This window comes from Caenimonas sedimenti (genome assembly GCF_007833165.1).
Lineage (GTDB): Bacteria > Pseudomonadota > Gammaproteobacteria > Burkholderiales > Burkholderiaceae_C > Ramlibacter > Ramlibacter sedimenti.
Genome location: NZ_VOBQ01000009.1, coordinates 172621 through 198500, shown reverse-complemented (window position 1 = coordinate 198500; position 25880 = coordinate 172621). Strand labels below are relative to the sequence as shown.

Sequence of the window (25880 nt, the reverse complement as noted above, 5' to 3'; positions counted from 1 at the left end):
CAGGGCCATAATGAGACTGGAGTCTCAAAGCGCGCCGGTGCATGATACGCACAAGCGCGGCGCAGCAGCAACCCGGAGAATGCGGTCCGCGCCTACGGAGTTACCCTTGGCACGAGCTAAAAAATACCAGCCGACCGAAGCGCCGCCACCACCGAACACCGGTGTTCGTGCATCGACCTTCAAGTTACTGCTGGATACAGCGATGGACCTGATCCAGCAGGACGGCCACATCCCTTCCATTGCCGAGGTGGCGGTGCGCTCGAACGTCTCGCGTGCCACCGCCTACCGCTACTTCCCCACGCGCAGCGCGCTGATCACGAGCGTGGTCGATGCCTCGCTCGGCCCGGTGCGCCAGCTCACGGACGACGATCGCGATGGCCGCGAGCGCGTCCATGCGATCTTCAAATCCACCTTCCCGCGCTTCCGCAAGTACGAGCCGCAGCTGCGCGCGGCGGCGCAGTTGTCGCTCGAGCAATGGGCACTGCAGCGCGCGGGCCTGCTGGAGGAGGAGCCGTACCGGCGCGGCCATCGCATCCGTATCCTGGAGCACGCGCTGGAGCCGCTCGCGATGCCAGAGGCGGCGCGCGACCGGCTGCATCGGTCACTCTCCGTGCTCTACGGCATCGAGTCGTACGCCATCCTCAAGGACATGTGGGGCCTGGGCGACCGCGAGCTGGAGAAGACGGTGATGTGGATGGTGGATGCGTTGATCGATGCGAGTGTGCGGGAGGGGAAGAAGAAGTAGGCTGGGTTCGCGACAGCGACCCCAGCGTTTTCGGCGCCCGGTGTGCTGGGGTGCGCTGTCGCGCAACCCAGCCTACTTGCCGATGCAGAAGCGGCTGAAGATCACGCCCAGCAGATCGTCGGCCGTGAATTCTCCGGTGATTTCGCTCAGCGCGTTCTGGGCGAGGCGCAGTTCTTCGGCGAGCAGGTCGAGCGACTGCGCCTGCAGCGCCAGCAGGGCCGCCGCTTCCATCAGGTGCGCATCGACACGGCGCAGCGCTTGCAGGTGGCGTTCGCGCGCGATGAACACGCCTTCGGGGGCGGCGTGCCAGCCGGCGATTTCGAGCAAGCGCGTGCGCAGCGCGGCCAGGCCTGCGCCGGTCTTCGCCGAGAGGGTGACGGGCGCGTGCCCCCACCCCGACCCTCCCCCAGAGGGGGAGGGAGGAAATTCAGGCTCCTCCCCCCTTTGGGGGGAGGTTGGGAGGGGGGCGCCGTCCGGCACAACGTCCGCCTTGTTCCACACATCCACCACCGGCACGTCCCCCGCGAGCTTGTCGCGCAGGATCGCCGCAATCCCCGCATCCGCCGCCTGATACGCCGCCTCCCCCGCCCGCGTCAAGTCATGCAGGAACAGCACCGCATCCGCCTTCTCGATCTGCCCCCAGGCCCGTTCGATGCCGATCTGCTCCACCTGGTCCACGCTGTCGCGCAAACCCGCGGTGTCGATCACATGCAGCGGCACGCCTTCGATCTGGATGGTCTGCCGCACGATGTCGCGCGTGGTGCCCGGCACCGGCGTGACGATCGCCAGCTCCGCGCCGGCCAGCGCATTCAATAGCGAGCTCTTTCCGGCATTCGGCTGGCCCGCGATCACCACCTGGATGCCTTCGCGCAGCAGGGCGCCTTGCCGCGCGCGATCGAGCACGCGCGCCAGGTTGTCCTGCAGGCGCTGCAGCTGCCCCACCGCGTCGGCTTTCTGCAAGAAGTCGATCTCCTCTTCGGGGAAGTCGAGCGTCGCTTCGACCAGCATCCGCAGGTTCACGAGCGCGTCGCGCAGGGTGTGGATCTCTGCAGAAAATTCGCCCGCGAGTGAGCGCGTGGCACTGCGCGCCGCCGCTTCCGTCGATGCATCGATCAGGTCGGCCACGGCTTCGGCCTGCGCCAGATCCAGCTTGCCGTTCAGGAAGGCTCGTTGCGTGAACTCACCCGGCTCGGCGACACGCAATGCCATGCCGGCGCCGGCTTCCAGGCAGCGCGCCAGCAACAGTTGCAGGACCACCGGCCCGCCGTGGGCCTGCAGTTCCAGCACGTCTTCGCCCGTGTAGGAGTGGGGTGCGGGGAAATGGATCGCCAGCCCCTGGTCGATGGCGCTGCCATCGGCGGCGCGAAACGGCAGGTAGGTCGCTTCGCGCGGCTTCAGCGGGCGGCCGCAGAGCGCGGCGATGACCGGCTGGATGTTCTTGCCCGAGACGCGCACGATGCCCACCGCACCGCGGCCGGGGGCGGTGGCGATGGCGGCAATGGGGGCGTCGAGGCGGGCAAGCATGGGTCGGTCGATTTCAGGGCAGCCGAAACAGCAGTTCGCGCTCGTGCTTCAGAGCCAGGAGGACCACGAGGTCATCTCCGTGCGCATAGAGCAGCACGTACGGCTTCACGACAAGTTCGCGCAAATGAGGCACACCGTGCGCGGCGGCGAGTGTCCGGGCGCGAGCTGCCATCATCTGCCCCTGCGTCGAACCAGCGCCGAGGAAGCGGGCGGGACGCCCGCCTGCAGGGTTCCAGCGCAGGTGCTCTCGTGCATCCTTCAACTGCGCCAGCAGCACGTCGTAGCGTGCCGCGGCAGTGGTGCTGTCTTGCTGGTGTAAGAACTCCGCAGCGGAGCGGATGTCGCGGACGAAGGATCGAGCAGCCTGAATGCGCGCATCGACCGGCAGCGTCATGCGGTCTCAAGCCTTGTTGCGGGACTCGGCGGGAGCAGGCGCGACAGCCCGGTCGAGTTCAGCTTCATTGAGCACGCGACCGGCTGCGATGTCTTCCAGGCCCTCGAGCGCACCCTGGACCAGCACCAGCCCCGCGTGCTCAGCCTCGAGCGCATGGTAGTAGTCCAGCTTGCGGGCATCCACCAGCGCCACGTAGCTGGCACCGTTCTTGGTCAGCAGCTTTTCGGAACCTTGGCCGACGACGTCTTCGGCCAACTCGGTGAGCCGCGCGCGGGCTTCACTGATGGGAACCACATCACTGGCGCGCAGGGCCATGGCACCTCCTTAATGGATTCATTAATGAATAGTTTAGCCCAAGCACCCTCCTCAGTGCGGCAGCATTCCGGCGTGTCCCGCCCGGGCCACGGCTTCGGCGCGCGTGGCGCAAGCTAGCGCCTTGATGGCGCCCGCCACGTGCATCTCGACCGTGCGGGGGCTCAAGTCCAGCTCGCGCGCGATCTGCTTGTCGGTCTTGCCCGCCGCGACGTGACGCAACACCTCGATCTGGCGCACCGTGAGCCTCGCTCCCGCGGTCCCAGCCGTGCCGCTGTCGCCCAGAAACTCCCCCATCTCCTGGAACACGCGCGGCCAACAGGCCTCGGCCTGCAAAGGCAGATGGTTGTCGCTGTCCAGCGGCACGAAACGCGCGCCCGGGATCAAGGCAGCGACCTTGCGGCCCTGCTCGAAATTGATCGACTGGTCGTTGCGGGCGTGGAAGATGAGTGTGGGGCAAGTGACCTTGCGGGCCTCTTCCTTCACGTTGATGCTGTACATCGCCCGCAGGCTTCGCACCGCCGCATCGGGCGTCGCCGTGGCCACCTGGTAGTCATTGAACTCGCGCTGCAGTTCGGGGCTGGCTCCGGGCATCAGCTTGGAAACGAACACCCGGCTGAATGCAGAACCGCCGCGCCCCCATCCCAGTTGCATGACCTTGAGCAGCGTCTCGGCCTCTTCCAGGATGCGCGGGTCCGGGTTGCCCGAAGTGAAATAGGAAGTGGCGTAAGGCCCGACCAGCACCAGCTGGCTGACCCGCTCCGGATGACGCGCCGCGTAGGCAATGGCAATGGGCGCGCCCTGCGACATTCCCAGCAGCGGAAAACGCTCCAGTCCGAGCACGTCCACCACCGTTTCCAGGTCGTTGACCCAGGCTTCGAAGGAAATGTCGGTGACTTGCCGCGACGACAAGCCGCAGCCGCGCGCGTCATAAGTCACATACTGGCGATTGCGGCTCAGCTCCTTGATCCATGGGCTGTTGAGTCCACTCGCCGGGTCGCGTTCAACATGCGTGAGCCAGGTGGCCGCCTTCACCAGCGGGGCGCCGCTGCCGTACAGGGCCATGGCCAGCTGCACGCCATCGGCGGTGCTGCAAAAGCGGATGTCCTGCCGGATGCTCAAGAAGCGCTCCTGTGGGAATCGGACCAGTGTAGCTGCCCCATGAAAAAAGGCCGCGGAAGCGGCCCCTCTGGCTGGCGACGCGCAACGCGCCGATTCAGGAAACCCGCGCCGACGAGGCCGCCAGACCGTGCACCAGCATGCGACCGGACCGCTCGCTGTGATACGTATCGCCGGCGTCGAGGAGCACGTCCTTGACGTCGCCGTCGTGCGTGATCCACAGGCTGCCGCTCACGCAGGTGACGCTGGTACCGGCAGCGCGCCCGACCACCAGCGTGGCGCCCTTGTCGATGGTCAGCGGGCCTCGCACCGCAGGGACGATGCGCTGGCCGGCCAGCGACCCCGTGCCGCGCAGCGCGCGCACCCAGCTGCTGAAGGGGAACGCTGCGAGGGGGTTGAGGGCGATGTTCATGTCTGTCTCCAAGGTGTGTGTGCGATGGAGAAAGTATGGTTTTCAGGCGCCCGCCCGAGTAGTGTGCGAACTACGGTAGCCGCACCTGGCGGCTACGGTACCGACCCCCGTACCGGCCGCGTCAGTGGGGCAGCAGGCCGGCTTGCGTGGCCCTGGCCACGGCTTCGGCCCGCGTGGCGCAATCCAGCGCCTTCATCGCTCCCGCCACGTGCATCTCCACGGTGCGGGGACTCAGGCCGAGTTGCCGCGCGATTTCCTTGTCGCCCCGGCCCGCGGCGACGGCGCGCAGCACCTCGGACTGGCGCGGCGTAAGGTGCGCGCCCGCGCCGCGCGACTCGTCGCCGAGGAACCTGCCGATTTCCTCGTAGAACACCTGTTCGGCGGGTTCATTCGACAGGATGTGATGGCCTTTGCACTCCAGCGGCAAGAAGCGCGCGTCCGGGATGTAGCCGGCCATCCTGCGCCCCTGCTCGAAATCCACCATTTCGTCTCCGCGCGAATGGAAGACCAAGGTCGGGCAAGTCACCTGCCGGCAGGCGTCCTTGACGTCGATGGCGTAGTTGTTCCTCAGGTAGGCCACGGCCATCTCGGGCGTCATGGAGAGCTGCATGCGCCGCGCCATCTCCTCTTGCTGCTGCACCGTGGCGTTGCCCAGCATCTGGGCCACGAACACATGCCGGAAGACCGACTTGGCGTTGCCCCAGCCGAGTTCGGCGTTCCTAAGCAGCAGCTCCGCTTCCTCCCGCGCTCCGGGCGGCGCTTGTCTGGCGCTGAAGTAGGAACGCGCGAAACCGTTCATGAGGACCAGGTGCGAGACCTGCTCGGGATGGCGGACCGCGTAGGCGACCGCGATGGCCGCTCCCATCGAAATCCCCAACAAGGCGAAGCGGCGCAGCCCGCGGGACGCCACCACCGCCTCCAGGTCCAACAGGAAATCGTCGAACTTGAGGGGTGGGATCCGCCGGTCCGACAGGCCGCAGCCGCGGGAGTCATAGCGCAGGAAGGTGTGGCGCCTGGAAAGTGCCTCGATCCTGTTGGCGCTGTCATCCTGCACATCGCGTTCCAGGTGACTCAGCCAAGTCCCTGTGCGCACCAGCGGCGACCCGCTGCCGGTCTGGGCGGTCGCGATGCGAACCCCATCAGCGGTGGTGCAAAAGCGGATGTCCTGGGGAATGGCCATGGCGGATGGCCAGTGTAGGGGCTGACCTCAGCGCAGCCTAGCTGAACTTCGGCAAATTGAACTCCGGCGGCACCCCCATCCGCACGTTGATCAGCCACTGCTGCGCGATCGACAGCACGTTGTTGGTGATCCAGTACAGCACCAGGCCGGCCGGGAAGAAGAAGAACATCACCGAGAAGATCAGCGGCATGAACCACATCATCTTGGCCTGCAACGGGTCCGGCGGGACCGGGTTCAGCGCCGTCTGCAGCAGCGTGGTGCCGGTCATGATGACGGGCAGGATGTAGTACGGATCAGGCGTCGAAAGATCGCGGATCCAGCCGATCCACGGGGCGTTGCGCATCTCGACCGACGACAGCAGCACCCAGTAGAGCGCGATGAACACCGGGATCTGCACCATGATCGGAAGGCAGCCGCCGAAGGGGTTGACCTTCTCGTCGCGGTACAGCTTCATCATCTCCTGCTGCATCTGCTGCGGGTTGTCCTTGAAGCGCTCGCGCAACTGCATCACGCGCGGGTTCACGGCCTTCATCTTGGCCATGCTCTCGTAGCCCTTGGCCTGCAGCCAGTAGAAGGCGATCTTGATCACCAGCACCAGCGCCATGATCGACCAGCCCCAGTTGCCCAGGACGCCGTGGATCTTGTCCATCAGCCAGTAGAGCGGCTTGGCCAGGATGGTGAAGATGCCGTAGTCCTTGACCAGGTCGAGGCCGGGCGCCACGCGCTCGAGCATCTTCTCTTCCTGCGGGCCGGTGAACAGCTTGCCTTCCACCGCCTGCACGCCCTCGGGCGCCACCGGCTGCAGCGGCGCGATCATGCCCACGGAGTACAGGCTACCGTCGACCTTGCGGATGAAGTTCTCGCGCTTCACGCCGTCCGGCAGGATCCACGCGCTGGCGAAGTAATGCTGCACCATGGCGACCCAGCCGCTGGTGGCGTCCTTCTGGAACTCCATCTTGTTCTTGTCGACGTCGCTGAACTCGATCTTCTGGTACTTCTTCTCTTCCGTGTACACCGCCGGGCCGGTGAAGGTGCCGGTGGGGTTGGTGATGAAGGAGCCGCCCGACGTGCCGGCGCCGCGCACCAGCTGCACGTAAAGCTGCGGGCTCACCGTCTGGTTGCCGACGTTCGCCACCTGGTGCTTGACACCCACTTCGTAGCTGCCGCGCTTGAGCGTGTAGGTCTTGACCAGCTTCACGCCGCCTTGCGCGGGCGACTCGAACTTCAGCACCAGGTCGTTGGCGCCGTCCTTCAGCGCACGGTCGCCGCTGAACGTCATCGGCGACTTGTGGTTGGGGAAGTCGCCGCCGATCAGTCCGCTCTGCGCCAGGTAGATCTTGTCAGGGCTCTGGTCGAGCAGGACGAAGGTGCTGGTCGTCTTGTCGGCGGAGGAGTCGGCCGCATGCTTCAGGAATTCGGTGCGGACCACCGAGCCGCCTTCGGTGTCGAAGGTGACGCGCAGCACGTCGGTGGAGACGGTGATGCGTTCGCGCGGCGTGGCGGGTGCGGCCGGGGTCCCGGGCACGGCACCGGGCAGGACGGCGGTCGCGCCGGCGGTGGGCGGCACGCCCGGCGTGGCCGTGGCCGAAGCCACCGGGGCCGGCAAGCTGGTGTTTCCGCTGGCGGTCGGGGCGGGCGCCGTGGCCTTGGGCGCCGACGGGAAGAACGTGGCCTGCTTGCCGGAGTGGACCTGCCATTGGTCCCACAGCATCACCATCGAGAAGCCGAAGATCACCCAGAGGATGGTGCGGCGGATGTCGTTCATGGAGTTTTCTTTTGTTGTGAGGGCGTGCCCCAGCCGGTGAACAACCGGGGCTTGTCGGCCGGGACGGGATCATGCCCGCCCTCGCACCAGGGATGGCAGCGCGCGATGCGCGCCAGCGTGAGGTAGCTGCCGGCGGCGGCGCCGTGGGTTTCCAATGCCTCGATCGAATAGACGGAGCAGGTGGGCGTGAAGCGGCAGGCGGAGCCCAGCCAGGGCGACAGGAACAGGCGGTAGGCCTTGACGATGCCGACCAGCAGGCCTTGCACGATGTTCATGCCACGGCCTTCTCGAACAACTGCAGCAGTTCGCCCCGCACCGCCTTCTTCAACGCCTCCGACCAGGCACTCGGAAACTGCTCGCGCGGAAAGCCCGTGCGCAGCCGCACCACATGGGCGGCGGTTGGCAGACGGGCTTCGAAAGTCTCGCTCAAGCTGTAGATCTGGCGTTTGATGCCGTTGCGGGTGACGGCGCGCTTGGCCCAGCGTTTGGGGATGACCACGCCCATCCAGGGCGCGCGGACAGCAAACAGGGCCTGCGCTCCAGTCACGGAGTCAGGCCCTGTAGCTTGGGACGGCATCTCCAGCATCAAGCGATGCAGCACGAAATGCGCTGTCCGGGAGATGGTGCCGCCGGCCATGGCTGCCTCGTACTGGGCCCGGTTCTTGAGCCGTTGCACGACAGCCGCGCCAGCTGCGCCCGCGAACGCGGGCTTAGGCGGCCAGGCGCTTGCGGCCCTTGGCGCGGCGCGCATTGATGACGGCGCGGCCACCGCGGGTCTTCATGCGGACCAGGAAGCCGTGGGTACGCGCGCGGCGAACCTTGGAGGGTTGGTAAGTGCGTTTCATATTCGTTCTCGGAACTAGGACTCGGGGGAACCCGGCATTATCGCGGAAAACCCTCAGGACGGCAATTGCGAGGCCTTGCACAGGGCCATGCGGCAAGCTCTGCCGCCCCTCACTTAGCACGCCGCCCGGGGCTTTTCAAGGCCAATTCGCGTTTGTGGATAAGGTGTTTACCGCCTAGAATCCGCCGTTTCGCGCAACAACCATAATCCACAAGGCGAATGAGAGCATGAGCGAGGGGCAACACAACAGCCTGGCGGCACACGCCAGCCTGGGCGCGGGCGACAGCCTGTGGCAAGCCTGCGTCGACCAGTTGGCCCAGGAACTGCCCGAACAGCAGTTCAACACCTGGATCAAGCCCCTGGTCGCCCAGGTCTCCGAAGACTTTTCCCGGGTCACGCTGTTCGTGGCCAACCGCTTCAAACTGGACTGGGTACGGGCCCAGTATTCCAGCCGCATCAGCTCGATGCTGGAGAAGATCTACGGCCAGTCGGTGCAGCTTGAGTTAGCCATCACTCCTCGGGAAGCATCGGCCAAATCTTACTCCAGCCCATCCAGCCCGGTGCCGTCCGCGGCCGCCGAGCCGGCCGAGCTGCAGGAGGACGCCGGCCCCGGCACCTTCAAGAACCGGCTGAACACGGCGCTGACTTTCGACAGCCTGGTCGAGGGCACGGCCAACCGCATGGCGCGCGCCGCGGCCATGCATGTGTCCGGCACGCCGGGCCAGCTCTACAACCCGCTCTTCATCTACGGCGGGGTCGGCCTGGGCAAGACCCACCTGATGCACGCGGTGGGCAACAAGCTGCTGTCCGACCGGCCGGCCGCCAAGGTTCTCTACATCCACGCCGAACAGTTCGTGTCGGATGTGGTTAAAGCCTACCAGCGCAAGACTTTCGACGAATTCAAGGACAAGTACCACTCGCTCGACCTGCTGCTGATCGACGACGTCCAGTTCTTCGCCAACAAGGACCGCACGCAGGAGGAGTTCTTCAACGCCTTCGAGGCCCTGCTGGCCAAGAAGAGCCACATCGTGATGACCTCGGACACCTACCCCAAGGGCCTGGCGGACATCCACGAGCGCCTGATTTCCCGTTTCGATTCCGGCCTGACGGTGGCCCTGGAGCCGCCCGAACTCGAGATGCGGGTGGCCATCCTGATCAACAAGTCGCGCAGCGAGGGCACCGAAATGCCCGAAGAAGTCGCCTTCTTCGTCGCCAAGAACGTGCGCAGCAACGTGCGCGAGCTCGAAGGCGCGCTGCGCAAGATCCTGGCGTACAGCCGCTTCAACCAGAAGGAAATCTCCATCCAGCTGGCCAGGGAGGCCCTGCGCGACCTGCTGTCGATCCAGAACCGGCAGATCGGGGTGGAGAACATCCAGAAGACGGTGGCCGACTACTACAAGATCAAGGTGGCCGACATGTACAGCAAGAAGCGTCCGGCCAGCATCGCCCGGCCGCGCCAGATCGCCATGTACCTGGCCAAGGAACTGACCCAGAAAAGCCTGCCCGAGATCGGCGAGCTGTTCGGCGGCCGGGACCACACCACGGTGCTCCATGCTGTGCGAAAAATCTCGGCGGAGAGGCAAAACGTCACCGAGTTGAACCAGCAATTGCACGTCCTGGAACAGACCCTCAAGGGTTGACGGCCGGGGGCGGGTGGGCCCGCCCCAAGGGTGCGAAAATGCCGGTTTGGCTGAAAAATCCGGCCGAAACTACAAAGATTAGAGGAAGACGATGATCGTTCTCAAGGCAACCCAGGAAAGGCTGCTCTCGGTGCTGCAATCGGTGGCCGGGATCGTGGAAAAGCGCCACACCCTGCCCATCCTGGCCAACGTGCTGCTGCGCAAGACCGGCGGCAACCTGCAGTTCACGACCAGTGACCTCGAAATCCAGATCCGCACCACCGCCGATCTCGATGGCGACACCGGCAACTTCAGCACCACGGTGGGCGCGCGCAAGCTGATCGACATCCTGCGCACCATGCCCGGCGACCAGACGGTGAGCCTGGAGTCCAGCCAGAACAAGTTGATCCTGAAAGGCGGCAAGAGCAAGTTCACGCTGCAGACGCTGCCCGCCGAAGACTTCCCGCTGGTGCAGGAAGCCCCCAGCTTCGGCCCCAAGTTCAGCGTGCCGCAGAAGACCCTGAAGGATTTGCTGAACCAGGTGAGCTTCGCGATGGCGGTGCACGACATCCGCTATTACCTGAACGGCATCCTGTTCGTGGCCGAGGCCAAGCAGCTTTCGCTGGTGGCGACCGACGGGCACCGCCTGGCTTTTGCCTCTTCGGCCCTGGATGTGGAAGTGCCCCGGCAAGAAGTGATCCTCCCGCGCAAGACCGTGCTGGAGCTGCAGCGCCTGCTGTCCGACAAGGAAGGCGCGATCGAAATGCAGTTCGCCAACAACCAGGCGAAGTTCGCTTTCGAAGGCATGGAGTTCGTCACCAAGCTGGTCGAAGGCAAGTTCCCCGACTACAACCGCGTCATCCCCAAGAACCACAAGAACGCGGTGACATTGGGCCGGGCGCCTTTGCTGGCCAGCCTGCAGCGCACCGCCATCCTGACCAGCGAGAAGTTCAAGGGCGTGCGCCTGAACATCGACGGCGGCACCCTGCGCGTGGCGAGCAACAACGCCGAGCAGGAAGAAGCCGTCGACGAACTCGACATCGACTACGCCGGCGACGCCATCGAGATCGGCTTCAACGTCACCTACCTGATCGACGCCCTGGCGAACATGGAGCAGGACATGGTGAAGCTGGAGCTGGCGGATGCCAACAGTTCGGCGCTGTTCACGGTGCCGGACAACGCGGCGTTCAAGTATGTGGTGATGCCGATGCGGATTTGATGCCCCGATGCCTGTCATTGCGGGCTCGACCCGCAATCCATGGCGGCATGGCACCCCTCCACCATGGATCCCGGGTCAAGCCCGGGATGACAGGTTCGCCGGGATGACAAGTACCTACCAACCCGCCGTCACAGGCGGGTTTGGTCCTTCAAGAGATTGAGAAAAAGCCGTCTATGTCCGAAGAAAACAATGTGAACACCGGCCCCGCGGGCGAGGGAAGCTCCAATTTCCAGCCCAAGATCGACACCAACCAGGCCGGCGCGAGCGCCGGCTATGGGGAAGGTGCCATCCAGATCCTGGAAGGGCTGGAGGCGGTGCGCAAACGCCCGGGCATGTACATCGGCGACACGTCGGACGGCACCGGCCTGCACCACCTCGTCTTCGAAGTCGTGGACAACTCCATCGACGAAGCACTGGCCGGCCACTGCGACGACATCATGGTCACCATCCACAGTGACAACTCGATCAGCGTGGTGGACAACGGCCGCGGCATCCCCACCGGCATCAAGATGGACGACAAGCACGAGCCCAAGCGCTCGGCCGCCGAGATCGCCCTGACCGAACTGCACGCCGGCGGCAAGTTCAACCAGAACAGCTACAAGGTCTCGGGCGGCCTGCACGGCGTGGGCGTGAGCTGCGTCAACGCGCTCAGCAAGATGCTGCGCCTGACGGTGCGGCGCGAAGGCAAGATGCACGTGCTGGAGTTCTGCCGCGGCTTCGTGCAGAACCGGATCGTGGAGACCATCGACGGCATCGAAGTTTCCCCGATGCAGATCCTCGGGGACACCGACAAGCGCGGCACCGAAGTCCACTTCCTCCCGGACAACGACGAGATCTTCAAGGAGAACAACGATTTCCACTACGAAATCCTCTCCAAGCGCCTGCGCGAACTGAGCTTCCTGAACAACGGCGTACGCATCCGCCTGCTCGACGAACGCACCGGCAAGGAAGACGACTTCTCGGGCGCCGGCGGCGTGCTGGGCTTCGTGCAGTTCATCAACAAGGGCAAGCAGGTGCTGCACCCCAACGCCTTCCACGCGGTGGGCGACCGGCAGAGCGACCAGGGCACCAACATCGGTGTGGAAGTCGCCATGCAGTGGAACAGCGGCTACAACGAGCAGGTGCTCTGCTTCACCAACAACATCCCCCAGCGGGACGGCGGCACGCACCTGACGGGCCTGCGCGCGGCCATGACGCGCGTGATCAACAAGTACATCGAAGAAGGCGAGATGGCCAAGAAGGCCAAGGTCGAAGTCACCGGCGACGACATGCGCGAAGGCCTCACCTGCGTGCTGAGCGTGAAGGTGCCCGAGCCCAAGTTCTCCAGCCAGACCAAGGACAAGCTGGTCTCCAGCGAAGTGCGCGGCCCGGTGGAAGACATCATCGCCCGCATGCTCACCGACTACCTGCAGGAGCGCCCCAACGACGCCAAGATCATCGTCGGCAAGATCATCGAAGCCGCACGCGCGCGCGAAGCCGCACGCAAGGCGCGCGAGATGACGCGCCGCAAGGGCGTGCTGGACGGCATGGGCCTGCCCGGCAAGCTGGCCGACTGCCAGGAGAAGGATCCGCGCGAGTGCGAGATCTACATCGTCGAGGGCGATTCCGCCGGCGGCTCCGCCAAGCAGGGCCGCGACCGGAAGTTCCAGGCCATCCTGCCGCTGCGCGGCAAGATCCTGAACGTGGAGAAGGCGCGCTACGAGAAGCTGCTGACCAGCAACGAGATCGTCACGCTGATCACCGCGCTGGGCACCGGCATCGGCAAGGCCGCGGTGGAAAGCGGCAAGAGCGGCGTCGACGATTTCGACGTGGCCAAGCTGCGCTACCACCGCATCATCATCATGACCGACGCCGACGTCGACGGCGCCCACATCCGCACGCTGCTGCTCACCTTCTTCTACCGCCAGATGCCCGAACTGGTGGAGCGCGGCCACATCTACATCGCGCAGCCGCCGCTGTACAAGGTGAAGGCTGGCAAGGAGGAGCTGTACCTGAAGGACGGCAGCGAGCTCGACGTCTTCCTGCTGCGCGTGGCGCTGACCGGCGCCAAAGTGGAAACCGGTGGCCCCACCCCCACCACGCTGCAAGGCGACACCCTGGCCGAACTGGCGCGCAAGCACCAGGTGGCCGAGAACGTGATCGCCCGCCTGGGCGGTTACATGGACGCCGAGGCGCTGCGCGCCATCTCCGGCGGCGTGCGGCTGAACCTGGACACCGTGCCCGACGCCGAGGCCAGCGCCGTGGCGCTGCAGGCCGCGCTGCAGGAGATCGACAAGCTGACCAACGCCGCCCCGGCCGAAGTGGCCGGCGAGTTCGACGTGCGCACTGACAAGCCCATCCTGCGGATTTCACGCAGGCATCACGGCAACGTGAAGTCGTCGGTGATTACTCAGGACTTCGTGCACGGTGCGGACTATGCGGCGCTGGCTACGGCTGCGGACACCTTCCGCGGGCTGCTGGGCGAAGGCGCCCTGGTGAAGCGCGGCGAGGGCGAGCGCGCCAAGGAAGAAAAGGTCAGCGACTTCCGCGAGGCCATGCACTGGTTGATCAGCGAAGGCGAGCGGGCGACCTCGCGGCAGCGTTACAAGGGGCTGGGGGAGATGAATCCGTCGCAGCTGTGGGAGACGACGATGGATCCGACGGTGCGTCGCCTGCTGCGGGTGCAGATCGATGACGCGATCGAGGCGGATCGGGTGTTCACGATGCTGATGGGGGATGAGGTGGAGCCGCGGCGGGAGTTTATTGAGACTAATGCGCTGCGCGCGGCGAACATCGACGTTTGAGCGACCGCTGTGAGCTTGGCTGAGTATCAGGACAAGTTCAAGCGCCTCGTCGTCAATATGGCTGGCGGTCGGGCCAGCCCTCATAAGATTTGCATGCTGCTCGCGCTGCTCGATTTGGCGCGTGCTGGTGGCGTGCGTGCAAACCGGATCTACTTCGCTCCGCCGCTATTGGAGCGCTATCACCAGTTCTTCAGCGCAGTTCGCACGCCCGGTGATCACGCGAATCCCTACTTTCCATTTTTCCATTTGAGTGGAAACTTGCGCGGCGGTCAGCCGAGCTTTTGGCACTTGCGGCCATTGCCAGGCCGAGAGGACGTCGTTCGAGCGATGAGTACTGCCCGTAGCCTTGGGGATATCACCGAGAACATCGCGTACGCCGAGCTGGATCAAGAGCTGTTCGCACTGCTCCAAGATCCCGTCTGTTTGGATGCGCTGGGTGAGAGCGTCGCGACTCACTGGCTCGATCGGGGGCTACAGGAGCTGCGGGTCGTAGCGTCCGTCAGCGCTCAAGCGAGCACCTATGAGCGTCAACTTCGAACTGAAACAGTGATCGCAAGTGAAGGGCCACCACCGGAATACGTTCGCAGCCCCGCCTTCCGCAGATTGGTAACAGAGGTGTACGACTATCGCTGCGCAGCAACTGGGGTGCGCATAGTGTTGTCGACCGGGGAGGCCATGGTGGAGGCGGCACACATCCACCCGTTTAGCGAAGCAGGCGACGACGACCCTCGGAACGGATTGGCACTCTGTCCTGATATGCATTGGGCCATGGACAAGCGGCTGATCGCACCCGGCCCGGATCTGAACTGGCACGTTAGTACGACGCTTGACAGCCGCGTGCCAGATTTCGCGCTCCTGGTGGGGTTGGAAGGCAGGCCTATCATCCTTCCTCGTGAGCCGCGATTCACGCCTAAGCGAGAATCGCTTGAGTGGCGGATCAAAAGACTGCGACCATTCCCTAACTCGCCCTAGCCAGATCACGGAGCCAAGATGCGGAGCCGAATCGAGCCTAAACGTGGTTGGCATTGATCATATGAGTCGCGCCTACTACTCGGACTCAATCGAAGCATTCCTGCAGCGGCACCCAGATCACGTACTTGGAATCCTGCTTACGTCTTCGGAGTTCTCCGTTGAACTCCCGCAGCGATTCGCGTGGCAGGAGCAGGTTCGAATCCTCCAGCAGTTGCTCGTTCCTTATTCCGGGCAAGGCAATGTGTACTTTGAGTACGCCGTTCCTCGCCTCGGAAAGCGCATCGATGTCGTCGCACTGATCCGCTCCACTTTGTTCCTGCTGGAGTTCAAGGTAGGAGACCAGCGATTTACCGGGCACGCGCGGGACCAGGTATGGGACTATGCGTTGGATCTGAAGAACTTCCACGAATCATCCCATGACAAGGTTCTTGTCCCTGTCCTAGTCGCCACCGCCGCGCCCGACGGTCTTATCAAACCTGAGAAGAGCGCTATTGATGATGGGGTTTTTCGACCCTTGCTCACGAACGAGCGTACCCTTCCATTGGCATTGCGGGCAGTACTCGAATGGGCAGCTCCAGAACAGATTTGCGCAGAAGAGTGGGAAGCAGGTCGATACAAGCCGACCCCGACCATCATCGAGGCCGCAATGGCGCTCTACGCCGAACATGGCGTCGCGGAGATCTCGCGGAGTGACGCTGGCGTCAAGAACCTCACGGCGACGTCTGCCGCCATCGAGAAGATCGTCAGCGACTGCCGCGCCGGCGGGACAAAGGCCATCTGCTTCGTGACGGGTGTCCCTGGTGCAGGCAAGACACTCGTTGGCCTCAACATCGCCACGAAGCACGCGGAGAAGGGTGAACTGCACAGCGTCTTCCTTTCTGGCAATGGCCCTCTCGTCGCTGTCATGCAGGAGGCTTTGGCTCGCGATCAGGTTCGGCGCGCCAGTGAGGTGGGAGGTACCCTCCGAAAGACCGAGGCCAAGAGCCGAGTCAAGGCCTTCATTCAAAATGTTCATCACTTTCGCGACGAGTACCTACGCGATGGAGGTGCTCCCTCGGATCACATTGCAGTATTTGACGAGGCCCAGCGCGCTTGGAATCTTGAGCAAACAGCTTCGTTCATGCAGCGCAAGAAGAACAGGCCGGGTTTCTCTCAATCTGAGCCTGAATTCCTCATTTCCTGTCTCGACAGGCACAAGGATTGGGCTGTGGTGGTTTGTCTGGTTGGGGGCGGCCAAGAGATCAACACCGGTGAGGCTGGAATCAGCGAATGGGTGCATGCCGTCCGCCGGTCGTTTCCCCACTGGCATATCCACATCTCTCCGGAGCTTGAAGGAAATGAATACGCGGCGCGAGATACGCTGAAAGAGGCAACCAGGCACGCGCTACTTCATGCCGACAATGACTTGCATTTGGCGGTGTCCGTGCGCTCGTTTCGCGCCGAACATCTCTCGACCCTGGTTAAGAAGCTCTTGGACTTGGACGGCCCGGGCGCGCGTGAAATGTTCCTTTCACTTCAGGATCGGTACCCGATCATGCTTTGCCGTAGTGTCCCTCGAGCAAGGGCGTGGATCCGGGAGCAAGCCAGAGGGTCCGAGCGTTACGGTATCGTTGTGTCGTCGCAGGCCCAGAGGCTCAGGCCACATGCCATTCACGTGAAGGCGCCCGTTGACCCTGTTCACTGGTTCTTGCACGACAAAGACGATGTGCGTTCTTCGTATTATCTTGAAGACGTAGCGACGGAATTTCATGTCCAGGGGTTGGAGCTGGATTGGACTTGTGTGGTGTGGGACGGCGACTTTCGGCACAACGGCTCATCCTGGGAACACCATTCGTTTGTGGGCTCGAGATGGCAGCGAATTCTGGCGCAGGAGCGTCGGGGGTTTCAAAAGAATGCCTATCGGGTCCTGCTAACTCGAGCGCGTCAAGGGATGGTCATTGTTGTTCCTGAAGGCGACGAGAGTGACGCAACGAGATCTGCACTCTTCTACGACGGCACTTTCAACTACCTTTCTGGTATGGGCTTTCCCGTGCTTGCATGACACGTACACAGGCGGTAGCAATCACGGCGCCGGGGCATGGCCCGAAGACCGGATCAAATCTGGGGCTTATGGGGGTGACAGCATCTCGCCGAAAGCACCCGTTCCGCTAGCCGTCACGATCAGTCGGTGGGTCGCCCGAGTCGCGGCGACATAGAAAACTCGCGCTTCCTCTTGCGCGTCCTCATTCGCTTCCGGGAGCTGTCCAACACCAGGGAGCGCCACGACCGGGAACTCAAGTCCTTTGCTCGCGTGCATTGTCATGACCTTGACGGTGTCATCCAACGGGCGGAAGTCTCCAGAGCGGTGCCTCACTTGGTGCGGGACACCGTTACGGGCCAACTCCCGCGCGCATTCGTCCATCATCTCGTGGCGGCGGCACAGGACGGCCATGTCGCCCCAGGCGTGCCCTTCGGCATGGGCGTTGGTCAGCAGTTCACGGATGGTTCGCAGTTCGTCCTTCACGGACGGTAGGCGAATCACCATGGGTGCTTGGCCGTCGCGGCCACAGCTGATCGGATGCAAGAGCGGTGTGCCGTCTTCGTCCGCCGCGTCAGGTTGCAGCACGCCCGCCGCCACTTTGCTGGCCAGGTCCAGGATCTGCCGCGTATTGCGATAGTTGATCTTCAAGATGGTCGTGCGGCCCTGAGCCTGGATGCCAAGGCTCTTGAAGCTGAAGCCGCGCTTCTTTCCCGCCTTCTCGTAGATGCTCTGCGCGCTGTCGTACAGCACGAGCAAGCTGTTGGTGGTGGGATCCACCATCTGGACCACGAGCTTGAACCATTCCGGCTGGAAATCGTGGCCTTCGTCGATCAGCACCGCCATGTACTGGCCAGACGGGACCTGCTTGCGGTCAACTGCCTGGATGACGTTCTCGACCATCTTGTCGAACATACGTGGGCCCTGTGGCGGCACCGGCTGACCATACGCGACGAGCTGCTGTCGGCACCACTTGTGGAAGTTGCGCACGTGCACGCGATCCTGCAACCCCTTGGCGTCCATCATGGCGGCCAGCTTCACGGCCAGCGGCTCGTTGTAACAAAGGACCAAGACCGGTTTGGCCGCCGCCGCCTGCGCCAGCTGCAGCGCGCGGTAGCCCAGGATCATGGTCTTGCCGGAGCCCGCCACGCCATGGATGACGCGATGACCGTCGCCCAGGCTGCGGGCCAGCTGCTCCTGTTGGAGGTCCATGACCCGCATGATGTCGGGGAGTTCAGCCTCGACGCTGGCATCGTTGTCGAACAGACCCCCTTGTGAGACGACCCGGACTTCCGGAAACATGATCCACCGGACCCGATCCAGTTGCGGAAGTGAAAGGACTTTGCCGAAGGCATGGGGAAACATGTCCCACAGCCGTTGCTGGAAGGCTTCGGGCTCCACGGATTCCAGCATTTCATCTTGGCAGATGACGAGATGCGGTTCGATCGCTTCGCCGAGACCGGCCGCATCGAACTGCCTGCGCGTGATGCGTGTGAAGACAACGCCGTGTCCCCAGGGAAAGATCAACTTGCCCTGGTGCGGCCCTTCGGCATGAATGAGTTGCTTGTCGCGCTGCAGCGCGTCGATCACTTGGATGGCGCAGTGCCGCGCTTGCGCCAGCGGATTGATCACCGTCTTTGGAATGCCATCGGGCGCGATGTCGAACCGCTGACGGGTGGCACTTCGAATTGTCTCGAGATGCCAGTCCTTCGTCTCCAGGATCAGCGCGCCACGGCGCGGATGGATGATGACGAAATCGGGATGCGTCTGCTTTGGCCCGATGGGCACGTTGTGCCAAAGCAAGTAATCGTCGTCGAGCTTTTGTTCCAGACGCTCCGCCAGGCGCCGCTCGCCGGTCGAATCGAACCTACAGGATCCGAATGCGGGAATGAGTACAGCCACTTCCTCTTGCCTCCACTGCTCGGTGAATCATCAGTTGTCTTGACCGAGTGTGCAAGAGGTGTTGTCGCTTTGGCGCGCCGCGCGATGCCAGCAGCGAGAGGCGCGTAGGGGTGGGCCGGATGTATCCTTCTGCTCCAGGGAGGCTCTCAATGGACCTGGAGCAGCTGCAGAAGACCTTGCGCCAGTTCGCGGCGGAGCGCGGCTGGGAGCATTTCCATACGCCCAAGAACCTCGCCACGGCGATCATGGTGGACTCGGCCCAGTTGGCGCGCACCTTTCTCTGGATGTCACCGGAGCAGTCCGTGGCGGCGACGCGCGACAAGGTCGTGCAGCAAGGCATCGGTGACGAGATGGCGGAAGTGCTGCTGAACATGCTGCAGCTGGCCGATGGCTGCGGCGTCGATTTGCAACGGGCCGTCGATCGGAAGCTCGATCGGAACGCAAGCAAGAACCCTCCCACGCGACCGGGCGTGCTGGCCGGCCCGGCCCGGCCGGCCGTCGAGGAGGTGCACGTCCTGATCGATTGGGAAAACGTGCAACCCAACGACGCCAGGCTTCGCGCTCTCGTGCCCGACGCGTCCCATCTGTGGGTGTTTCATGGCAAGACCCAGAAGGCGCAGGAGCATCACACCGGATTCGGGGAGCGGCGCACGCTAGTGCCGATCACGCGGCCGGGCAAGAACGCGCTGGACTTCCATCTGTCGTTGTACATGGGCTACATCATTTCCAGACATCCCGAAGCGCGCATCGTCGTCATCTCGAACGACAAAGGCTACCTGCCGATGCTGGAGCACGCGAAGGAGCTGGGCTTTCGTGCCGCGTTGATCGGCCTCCCGCATCCTGCGGTCGGCGCCGCGGCGGCAAAGGCCGCGCCCGCCAAGAAGGCTGCGGCGAAGAAGGTGGCAGCACCCGTGGTGGGTGCGGCCAAGAAGGCGGCGGCCAAGCCCCCTCCTGCTGCTGCAAAGAAGGCTGCACCCGCGAAGGCGACAATCGTCGTTACCGACAAGCCGGTCCGGGTCGCTCCGAAACAGACCTTGCCAGTGGCCGCAGCAGCGGGCGCCAGCGTGGTGACCGACAAGGAATACGCGCATGTGCTGGCGGGCGTCCGCAACCACAAGCACCCGCCGACAAAGCAAGCGCGTTTGCTCGGCATGCTGCGGTCGCTGCTGGATGGTGGCAAGCCACCAGCGGAGAAGGTGGCAGCGGCACTCGCGCGGCTCACCGCGGATCGGCATGTGGAGATCGATGGGAATGGGGTCGTGCGAATCACGAGAGATTCGGCCATTGCTTGAGCCGTGCCGGAGGCACAGGTATCCCGACGCATCACAATGGCGCTCTCGAGGCCGATGGACTTGCTGGTGAGCGTGCGGTAGCCATTGGCGTGCAGCGCGGCCATCGGCAGTTGCATGATGGCTTTGTAGGCAGCGTCGAAACGGTTCTAGGCTCTGCATCACCGCGATGCCCGCGCGCTCCAGCATCGCCTGCAGCTTCTCCAGCGGCCACCACTGGCGCGCCAGCACGGCCATCTCGCCCAGCCGCCGGCCCTCCGCGTGCATCGCCTGGATCGTTTCGCTGACGGAGCGCAGCTCGGCGTCGACGCTGGCGAACTTGCGCAGCATGGGGATTGGCCCGCTGCGGCCGGCTGAATCGGGCAGCACCAGCGGCACCTCGTCGCCGTCCGTCAGCTCGCGCGCCTGCAGGATGGGGCGCGCGCACTCCAGCGCCACGGCCAGCACCTCGCGGGTGTTGCGGTAGTTGATCTTCAGCACCTCGGTGCGGCCGCGCGCCTCCACGCCCAGCCTGGCAAAACTCAGCTTGCGCCGCGTCTTCTGGTAGATGGATTGCGCGTCGTCGTAGAGCACCAGCAGCGACTTGGTCGCCGGGTCCACCATGCGCACCGCCGCGGCGATCCAGGCGTCGGCCAGGTCGTGCGCCTCGTCGATCAGCATGGCGGCGTATTGGCCCGGGGGCACGCGGGCGCTCGCGATGCCGTTGCAAGCAAGCTGCGCCACCGCTTCGTAGAAGGCGTTGTCCCGTGGGCCGTCGACGCGGCCCAGCTGGTAGGTGCGGACCAGCTCCGCCGCCCAGCTGTGGAAGGTGCGCACGTGCACTTGCGGGCCGGCGCCCTTCAGCCGCAGGATGGCATCGATGCGATCGGCCAGCGCCTTGTTGTAGCAAAGCACGAGGATGGGCTTGCCGGCCCGCGCCGCCGCCTGCAGCTGGATGGCGCGGTAGACCAGCAGCATCGTCTTGCCGGAGCCGGCCGGGCCGTGGATCAGCCGGTGGCCTTCGCCCAGCGTGCGGGCGATGGCTTCCTGCTGCAGGTCCATCACCTGCAGCACGTCGCGCACGACCAGCGCGGGGATGGGCGCATCGAGCGGCAGCGCCTTCTGTTCGCCAATGCGCAGTTCGGGGAACAGCAGGGCGCGCACCAGCGCCAGCTGCGGCAGCGTGAGCGCGGGCCGCCAGTGCACGACGAACATGCCCCACAGGCGCTCCTGGAAGCGCAGGGCGTCCACGTCGTCCGCCAGGTCGTCGGCCAGCAGCACTTTGACGGGTTCGAAGACCGCGTCGAAGTTGGAAGCGTCCGGGAGGTCGGCGCGTTTGATGTGCGTGAGCGCGGCGCCCCAGCCCCAGGGGATGATCACCTTGCCCTGGTGCGGGCCGGCGGGGTGGCACAGCTCGGGGTGCTTTTCCAGCAGGCGGTGCACGTCCATCGCGTAGCCGCGCGCTTGCGAGAGCGGGTGGGCCACGGCCACCAGGCCGCGCTCGGTCTGCAGCTCCACGCGCATGGGGTTGGCGTCGCGCAGGGTGCTCAGCTTCCAATCCTTCACTTCCAGGATCAGCAGGCCGCGCTGCGGATGCAGGATGACGAAGTCGGGCTCGCGGCTGGAGCCCAGGATGGGGATGTTGTGCCAGACGGTGTAGTCGTCCTCGAGGTGGCGCGCCAGCGCTTCGAAGAGCTTTTTCTCGCCGCCGCGGATGCGGTCTCGGATTCGTGTTTTGCCTTGGGGGAATACTGCCACCGCCCGTGCCTCCTGGGGGGAGTCTAGCCAGGGTGGGGGTTGCGGCCAAGGGGCATGTCGCTACTATTCAGCTGATTGGAGGGGCTCGGATGGGCAGTGGAACGAGCGCGGGTGAGGTCAACGTATCGGTACGAGAAATGTTGCCGACCCTTGGATTTGTCGAGGACTGGCAGGCATTTGCCGATCGGCTACCTGCCTACACGCTCAAGTCAGGATCGCTGGACATTTGCGTTACCGAAGTGAACAACTTGAGATTCGAACGGCTTACTCGTGACTGGGCGCTATGGGTCGAAGGGCGTCCTGTTTGAGATGCCTCTGGAGACTAGAGGGCTTGAGGAGACTGTGCTTCGACTCTCCACCGGAATAGGGCTGAGTTCAGACGAGCTTGGTCCTATCGGTTGGGTCGTACGAGACGAGAGCTAGCAACGCGGCGATCACGTGCTCAACACAAGTACGATGCTCTTGCGGACGGTGAGGGGTGGCACGCGTGCATCCGTCGATCTACGGGGAGTTGAGTCGGTACTACGAGCTCAGTCCGGCGGATTGGTTCGGAGTGTCGGTGCTCTCGTAGGAGGTTTCACTCTTCCAAGGACGGCTTAGTCTCCGCTCTTTCCCCCGTGACCCAGTATCGAATTGCCAACTCACCAGCTTGGTCGACGACCATTTGCTCACGCGTACAGAGAAACAGGATTTGCCCGACCAAGCGGGTTCCCAAGGTGCCGACATCGTCCTGACCCTGTCCAAAAACGTGCCCGTTCATTTGCATGCCCCGGATGAGAAAAGTGACGTCGCGCTGCCGCACACGCAATCCGGCGGACGAGAGGCAGGCCTCGCAAACCCGGGGGGCAGTCACATTGAGCTGAAAGGGCGTGGTTGCCAGGTCGACGCTCAGCGCCTTGAGGACCTCCCTCATGTCCTTCGGGGCGAACATGGGTGCCTTGGTGAGTGAACACACTTCCTTCACCACCTGAAAGACTTCCCCTTCTCCTGCCCAGCGTGAATCCGGCTCGTCTGGCAGCGGCCGCCCTTCCACCTCATGGCGCGCGGGGTCCAGCAGCCGGCCTCCCGATCCGCTTGCCCATGCCAGGCGGGCCAGGTTCAAAGAGGTGAAGAATGGGCGGAAGCCGGAGCAACCGTTCCAATTCTCAAGAGAATCCGGGAAGTCGGTCTTCAATCGCGATGCGACCTGACCTCCACTCAGCCCCACTGGGGACTCATCCACCAGCTGCCAGAGTAGATGCGCAATTTCGGACAGCTCGCTGGCGCTGGCGGGCCTGGAGACTCTCGGCGGTGGGGCAAGCGGCTGCGTGGTCGGAGCAGAGGCCGGGGCCTTGGCAACCGATGAGGTTCCGTTCGTCGCGGTAGATTCGGCGCGTTTGGGTTCGACTGTCGCCGGTGAAGAAGGTGTCGCGTCGCTGGCGACCGCCGCGGGGTAAAGCGCCTCACCGACAAAGAGCCGCTCGGGAATGAGAATGTCTGCCGATGCCTGGTAGGCGGCGGACGGAAATCCAATCGCCAGCACCGTCGTCCGACGGTCATGCCGGCGAAGCTTGCGCAGGAGCGGTGTGAAGTCGGCGTCGGCGGAAAAGACGATGAACTCTTCATACCCAGTGTCGTGCTGCAGCAGATCCACGGCGTCGAGGACGAGGTGAATGTCCGTGCTCGTCTTGCCTTGGCTGGTGACGGGAGGGCAATCGACAATTTCAAAGCCGGCGCGCAAGAAAGCATGCCGGTAGCTTTGATACCAGGTGGGATTCAGGTAGCACCTTCTCACCAGCACGCGGCGTCGCGCGCGCTCGTCGTGAGGTTCTGGCAAAGGCAATGAGTCCGTCAACCACCGGAGCCACACGTCAGGGTGGCGGGCAAACCGTTCTGCGGCACCGGGCTGCAGCTGCCGCAGCGATGTGAAGACATTGTCGAAGTCGACGAAGAGGGCGCTCTTCATGGGTGAGTCTGATCTTAGCGCCAGAGTGCCAGCCAGCCTACCCAGGAAAGCGGGCGCTGGTTGCGCGCGCTCAACCTGTCAGTTTCGCGGCCCGAAGCTGCAAGACGATGGCAGCGTTGTCCTTGTCTCCATGGCCATCGGCGACGGCTGCCTGGAGCACCGCCGCGTGTGTGTCCGAGAACGGCAGCTGCACCCCTGCTCGATCCGCGGTGTCCAGCATCAACCGCACATCCTTCAAGTGCTGCCTGATCCGCGACCGCGGCGCAAAGTCCCCGCTCACCATCAATGGCCCCTTGACCGCCGCCGCATCCGACCGCGCCGGCGTCGCCAGCACCAGCTCCAGGAACTTCTGCGGCGCAATCCCCTGGCTCTCGGCGAACACCAGGCCTTCCGCGAACACCGCGCGGTTCAGGCCCAGCACCAGGTTGGTCGCCAGCTTGGCCTTGGCGCCCATGCCGGGAGGGCCTGCGTGGATGCACTGGGCGGCGAGTAGGGCCAGTAGCGGTTGGGCTGACTGCCAGGCTGCGTCTTCGGCGCCGACCAGGGCGGTGGCTTCGCCGGCGGCGATTTGCTGGCTGGAGCCGGAGAGGGGGGATTCGATGAAGGTGATGCCTTGCTGCTTCAGGCGCTCGTTGAGAGCTTCGAGCTGCGCGGGGTCGCCGGTGCTGCAGTCGATGATGCGGTGGACTGAGACCTCCTGGATCCCAGCCTTCGCTGGGATGACATCCTTTTCTGGGGAGCCCTGGATTCCCGCCTTCGCGGGAATGACGGGGCAGAGCAGCCCACCCTCACCCTCCACCACCTCCAGGACCCCCTGCGTGTCGAAGACGGCCAGCAGCACCGTGCGCACCCGCGCGCCCAGCTCCGCGAGTGAATTGGCGGCCTCGCCGCCCGCCTGCGCGAAGGCCGCCATCGCCTCCGCACTGCGGTCGTAGCCCAGCGTGCGCAGGTCGGCGGCGCGCAGACGCGCGCCCAGCGCCTGGCCGACCAAGCCCAGGCCGACGATGCCGATGGTTTCTTCATCGCCCATGGGTCGCGTTCCTCAAAGCAGGTCGGAGCGGTGGCCTTGCAGCCAGGCGCGCACGTGGTCCTGCAAGTCCCTTGCACTTTGCAGCGCCTCGACGGCCGCCGCTTCAGGCACCAGGTCGCCGGAGTAGTCCGCCAGGTTGCGCTGCTTGCGCAGCGCGTCAAGCACGATCACCTTGGCGTTCTCCAGGCCGATGGAGCTGGGCAAAGTCTGGATCGCGGTCTGGTGGTGGCCGGGCTTGCTGGTGAGCGTGCGGTAGCCGTTGGCATGCAGCGCGGCCATCGCCAGTTGCATGATGGCCTTGTAGGCCGCATCGAAGCGGTTCTCGGTGCTCAGCCCCGGCAGCTGCGCGTCCGCAATGTTCCGTTGCGCGGCCGCCAGCAGCTTGGCGATCTGCGCCTTGTCTGGCTGGACGGCATCAAGGCTGATGCCCAGCAAGTTCTTCAAGGTCATCTTCGCCTCCGATGAGGAAGATCTTGGGCTTGGCCAGCACATCGGCCAGGAAGGCGTCTTTCTGGTTTGCCTTGTCGGCGAATTCCAGCGGCGACAGGATCTTGGCGTTGATCTCCCGGCCCAGCACTGCTTCGGTGGGGTGCAAAGCTTCCACGATCCGGCGGAAGCCGGTGTCGCCTACGATCATCATGTCGATGTCGCTGCCCGCCGTCTCCTGGCCCCGCGCCATCGAGCCGAACACGAACGCGACTTGCAGTGAAGCCGCCAGCGGCTCCAGGGCTTGTGCCAGCACGTCGGCCATGCCAGAGGTCTTGCGCAGGATGCTGGCCAGCTCCTTGAAGACGGGCGAGGCGGTGTTGGCGCTGTACACGCGTTGGTTGCCGCGCGTGTCGCGATTTAGCAGCCCCACCTCGGCCAGCTTGGTCAGCTCGCGCGTGATGGTGCCGGCGGGCAGGCCGGTGCGACGCGAGATTTCGCGGCCGTGGAGGGCCTCTTCCGGGCGCAGCAGCAAGAGGCCGAGCACGCGCCGCCGGTACTCGGGGAAGAGGATGGTTGCGAGGCTCATATGATGCAATGAAGGCGCCAATTGTCGCTTTATTTGCAGCAGTTGAGAAGGTGCTCG

Annotated in this window: 23 protein-coding genes and 1 pseudogene; 7 read left to right on the top strand and 17 right to left on the bottom strand. The window is 64.3% G+C overall.

From position 1 onward, the window contains the following. Positions 1–79 precede the first annotated feature (79 nt). Entirely contained in the window at positions 80–745 is a 666-nt protein-coding gene (locus tag FN976_RS12570; protein ID WP_145893368.1) for a TetR/AcrR family transcriptional regulator, read from the top strand. Positions 746–817: 72 nt separating this feature from the next. Here the strand turns inward: FN976_RS12570 and mnmE are convergent, their stop codons facing one another. The 10 genes from mnmE to rpmH all read right to left on the bottom strand — a co-directional run bounded on the left by mnmE (position 818) and on the right by rpmH (position 8296). After that, the gene (gene mnmE, locus FN976_RS12565; protein WP_145893367.1) at positions 818–2269 is read right to left on the bottom strand and encodes a tRNA uridine-5-carboxymethylaminomethyl(34) synthesis GTPase MnmE; all 1452 of its coding nucleotides are present in this window, start codon (positions 2267–2269) and stop codon (positions 818–820) included. 13 nt (positions 2270–2282) lie between these two features. Continuing rightward, positions 2283–2663 (bottom strand): type II toxin-antitoxin system RelE/ParE family toxin, encoded by a 381-nt coding sequence (locus FN976_RS12560; protein WP_145893366.1) that lies wholly within the window; start codon positions 2661–2663, stop codon positions 2283–2285. Between the two features lie 6 nt (positions 2664–2669). Continuing rightward, on the bottom strand, positions 2670–2978 hold the full coding sequence (locus tag FN976_RS12555; RefSeq protein WP_145893365.1) for a type II toxin-antitoxin system Phd/YefM family antitoxin: 309 nt from the start codon (positions 2976–2978) through the stop codon (positions 2670–2672). A gap of 51 nt (positions 2979–3029) precedes the next feature. Beyond that, entirely contained in the window at positions 3030–4097 is a 1068-nt protein-coding gene (locus FN976_RS12550) for an alpha/beta fold hydrolase (protein WP_145893364.1), read from the bottom strand. Positions 4098–4191: 94 nt separating this feature from the next. Then, entirely contained in the window at positions 4192–4506 is a 315-nt protein-coding gene (locus FN976_RS12545) for a DUF2917 domain-containing protein (RefSeq protein ID WP_145893363.1), read from the bottom strand. A gap of 121 nt (positions 4507–4627) precedes the next feature. Next, the gene (locus FN976_RS12540) at positions 4628–5686 is read right to left on the bottom strand and encodes an alpha/beta fold hydrolase (RefSeq protein ID WP_145893362.1); all 1059 of its coding nucleotides are present in this window, start codon (positions 5684–5686) and stop codon (positions 4628–4630) included. Between the two features lie 37 nt (positions 5687–5723). After that, complete coding sequence (yidC, locus tag FN976_RS12535) at positions 5724–7451, bottom strand: membrane protein insertase YidC (protein ID WP_145893361.1); 1728 nt, start codon at positions 7449–7451, stop codon at positions 5724–5726. Next, positions 7448–7720: a membrane protein insertion efficiency factor YidD gene (yidD, locus tag FN976_RS12530; RefSeq protein WP_145893413.1), complete on the bottom strand. Its 273-nt coding sequence runs from the start codon at positions 7718–7720 to the stop codon at positions 7448–7450. Before yidD ends, yidC begins: the two co-directional genes overlap by 4 nt. A 2-nt stretch (positions 7721–7722) precedes the next feature. Further along, positions 7723–8127 carry a ribonuclease P protein component gene (locus FN976_RS12525; RefSeq protein WP_145893360.1) on the bottom strand — a complete coding sequence of 135 codons (405 nt, stop codon included), beginning with the start codon at positions 8125–8127 and terminating at the stop codon, positions 7723–7725. Positions 8128–8161: 34 nt separating this feature from the next. Next, positions 8162–8296: a 50S ribosomal protein L34 gene (gene rpmH / locus FN976_RS12520; RefSeq protein ID WP_145893359.1), complete on the bottom strand. Its 135-nt coding sequence runs from the start codon at positions 8294–8296 to the stop codon at positions 8162–8164. 226 nt (positions 8297–8522) lie between these two features. On the opposite strand from rpmH, the gene dnaA reads away from it, so the two are divergent. The 5 genes from dnaA (at position 8523) to FN976_RS12495 (ending at position 16929) form a co-directional block, all read left to right on the top strand. Further along, positions 8523–9935: a chromosomal replication initiator protein DnaA gene (dnaA, locus tag FN976_RS12515; protein ID WP_145893358.1), complete on the top strand. Its 1413-nt coding sequence runs from the start codon at positions 8523–8525 to the stop codon at positions 9933–9935. A gap of 91 nt (positions 9936–10026) precedes the next feature. Beyond that, a complete protein-coding gene (gene dnaN / locus FN976_RS12510; RefSeq protein ID WP_145893357.1) occupies positions 10027–11133 on the top strand; it encodes a DNA polymerase III subunit beta in 1107 nt (368 codons plus the stop codon). A gap of 173 nt (positions 11134–11306) precedes the next feature. Next, positions 11307–13916, top strand: coding sequence for a DNA topoisomerase (ATP-hydrolyzing) subunit B (gyrB, locus tag FN976_RS12505; protein ID WP_145893356.1), 2610 nt, complete (start codon positions 11307–11309; stop codon positions 13914–13916). 93 nt (positions 13917–14009) lie between these two features. Beyond that, complete coding sequence (locus FN976_RS12500; protein ID WP_186510865.1) at positions 14010–14888, top strand: HNH endonuclease; 879 nt, start codon at positions 14010–14012, stop codon at positions 14886–14888. Positions 14889–14949: 61 nt separating this feature from the next. Beyond that, positions 14950–16929, top strand: coding sequence for a DUF2075 domain-containing protein (locus FN976_RS12495; protein ID WP_145893354.1), 1980 nt, complete (start codon positions 14950–14952; stop codon positions 16927–16929). Positions 16930–16995: 66 nt separating this feature from the next. Here FN976_RS12495 and FN976_RS12490 read toward each other — a convergent pair whose 3' ends face one another. Next, the gene (locus FN976_RS12490) at positions 16996–18807 is read right to left on the bottom strand and encodes a DEAD/DEAH box helicase (protein WP_145893353.1); all 1812 of its coding nucleotides are present in this window, start codon (positions 18805–18807) and stop codon (positions 16996–16998) included. Between the two features lie 287 nt (positions 18808–19094). Next, the gene (locus tag FN976_RS29845) at positions 19095–19433 is read right to left on the bottom strand and encodes a hypothetical protein (RefSeq protein WP_186510864.1); all 339 of its coding nucleotides are present in this window, start codon (positions 19431–19433) and stop codon (positions 19095–19097) included. On the opposite strand from FN976_RS29845, the pseudogene FN976_RS29840 reads away from it, so the two are divergent. Next, a pseudogene (locus tag FN976_RS29840) lies at positions 19314–19565 on the top strand (PIN domain-containing protein); the annotation flags it as partial. The gene FN976_RS29845 and the pseudogene FN976_RS29840 overlap by 120 nt on opposite strands. Here the strand turns inward: FN976_RS29840 and FN976_RS28865 are convergent. The 5 genes from FN976_RS28865 to FN976_RS12445 form a co-directional block, all read right to left on the bottom strand. Continuing rightward, positions 19461–21833 carry an NERD domain-containing protein gene (locus FN976_RS28865; RefSeq protein ID WP_186510863.1) on the bottom strand — a complete coding sequence of 791 codons (2373 nt, stop codon included), beginning with the start codon at positions 21831–21833 and terminating at the stop codon, positions 19461–19463. The pseudogene FN976_RS29840 and the gene FN976_RS28865 sit on opposite strands and share 105 nt — an antisense overlap. A 577-nt stretch (positions 21834–22410) precedes the next feature. Next, positions 22411–23778, bottom strand: a complete 1368-nt coding sequence (locus FN976_RS12460; RefSeq protein ID WP_145893352.1) for an NYN domain-containing protein — start codon at positions 23776–23778, stop codon at positions 22411–22413. 70 nt (positions 23779–23848) lie between these two features. Continuing rightward, positions 23849–24808 (bottom strand): NAD(P)-dependent oxidoreductase, encoded by a 960-nt coding sequence (locus FN976_RS12455; protein WP_145893351.1) that lies wholly within the window; start codon positions 24806–24808, stop codon positions 23849–23851. A gap of 12 nt (positions 24809–24820) precedes the next feature. Next, the gene (locus FN976_RS12450; protein WP_145893350.1) at positions 24821–25258 is read right to left on the bottom strand and encodes a DNA-binding protein; all 438 of its coding nucleotides are present in this window, start codon (positions 25256–25258) and stop codon (positions 24821–24823) included. Next, positions 25224–25844, bottom strand: coding sequence for a nucleotidyltransferase domain-containing protein (locus FN976_RS12445; protein ID WP_255440364.1), 621 nt, complete (start codon positions 25842–25844; stop codon positions 25224–25226). Before FN976_RS12445 ends, FN976_RS12450 begins: the two co-directional genes overlap by 35 nt. Between the last annotated feature and the right edge of the window lie 36 nt (positions 25845–25880).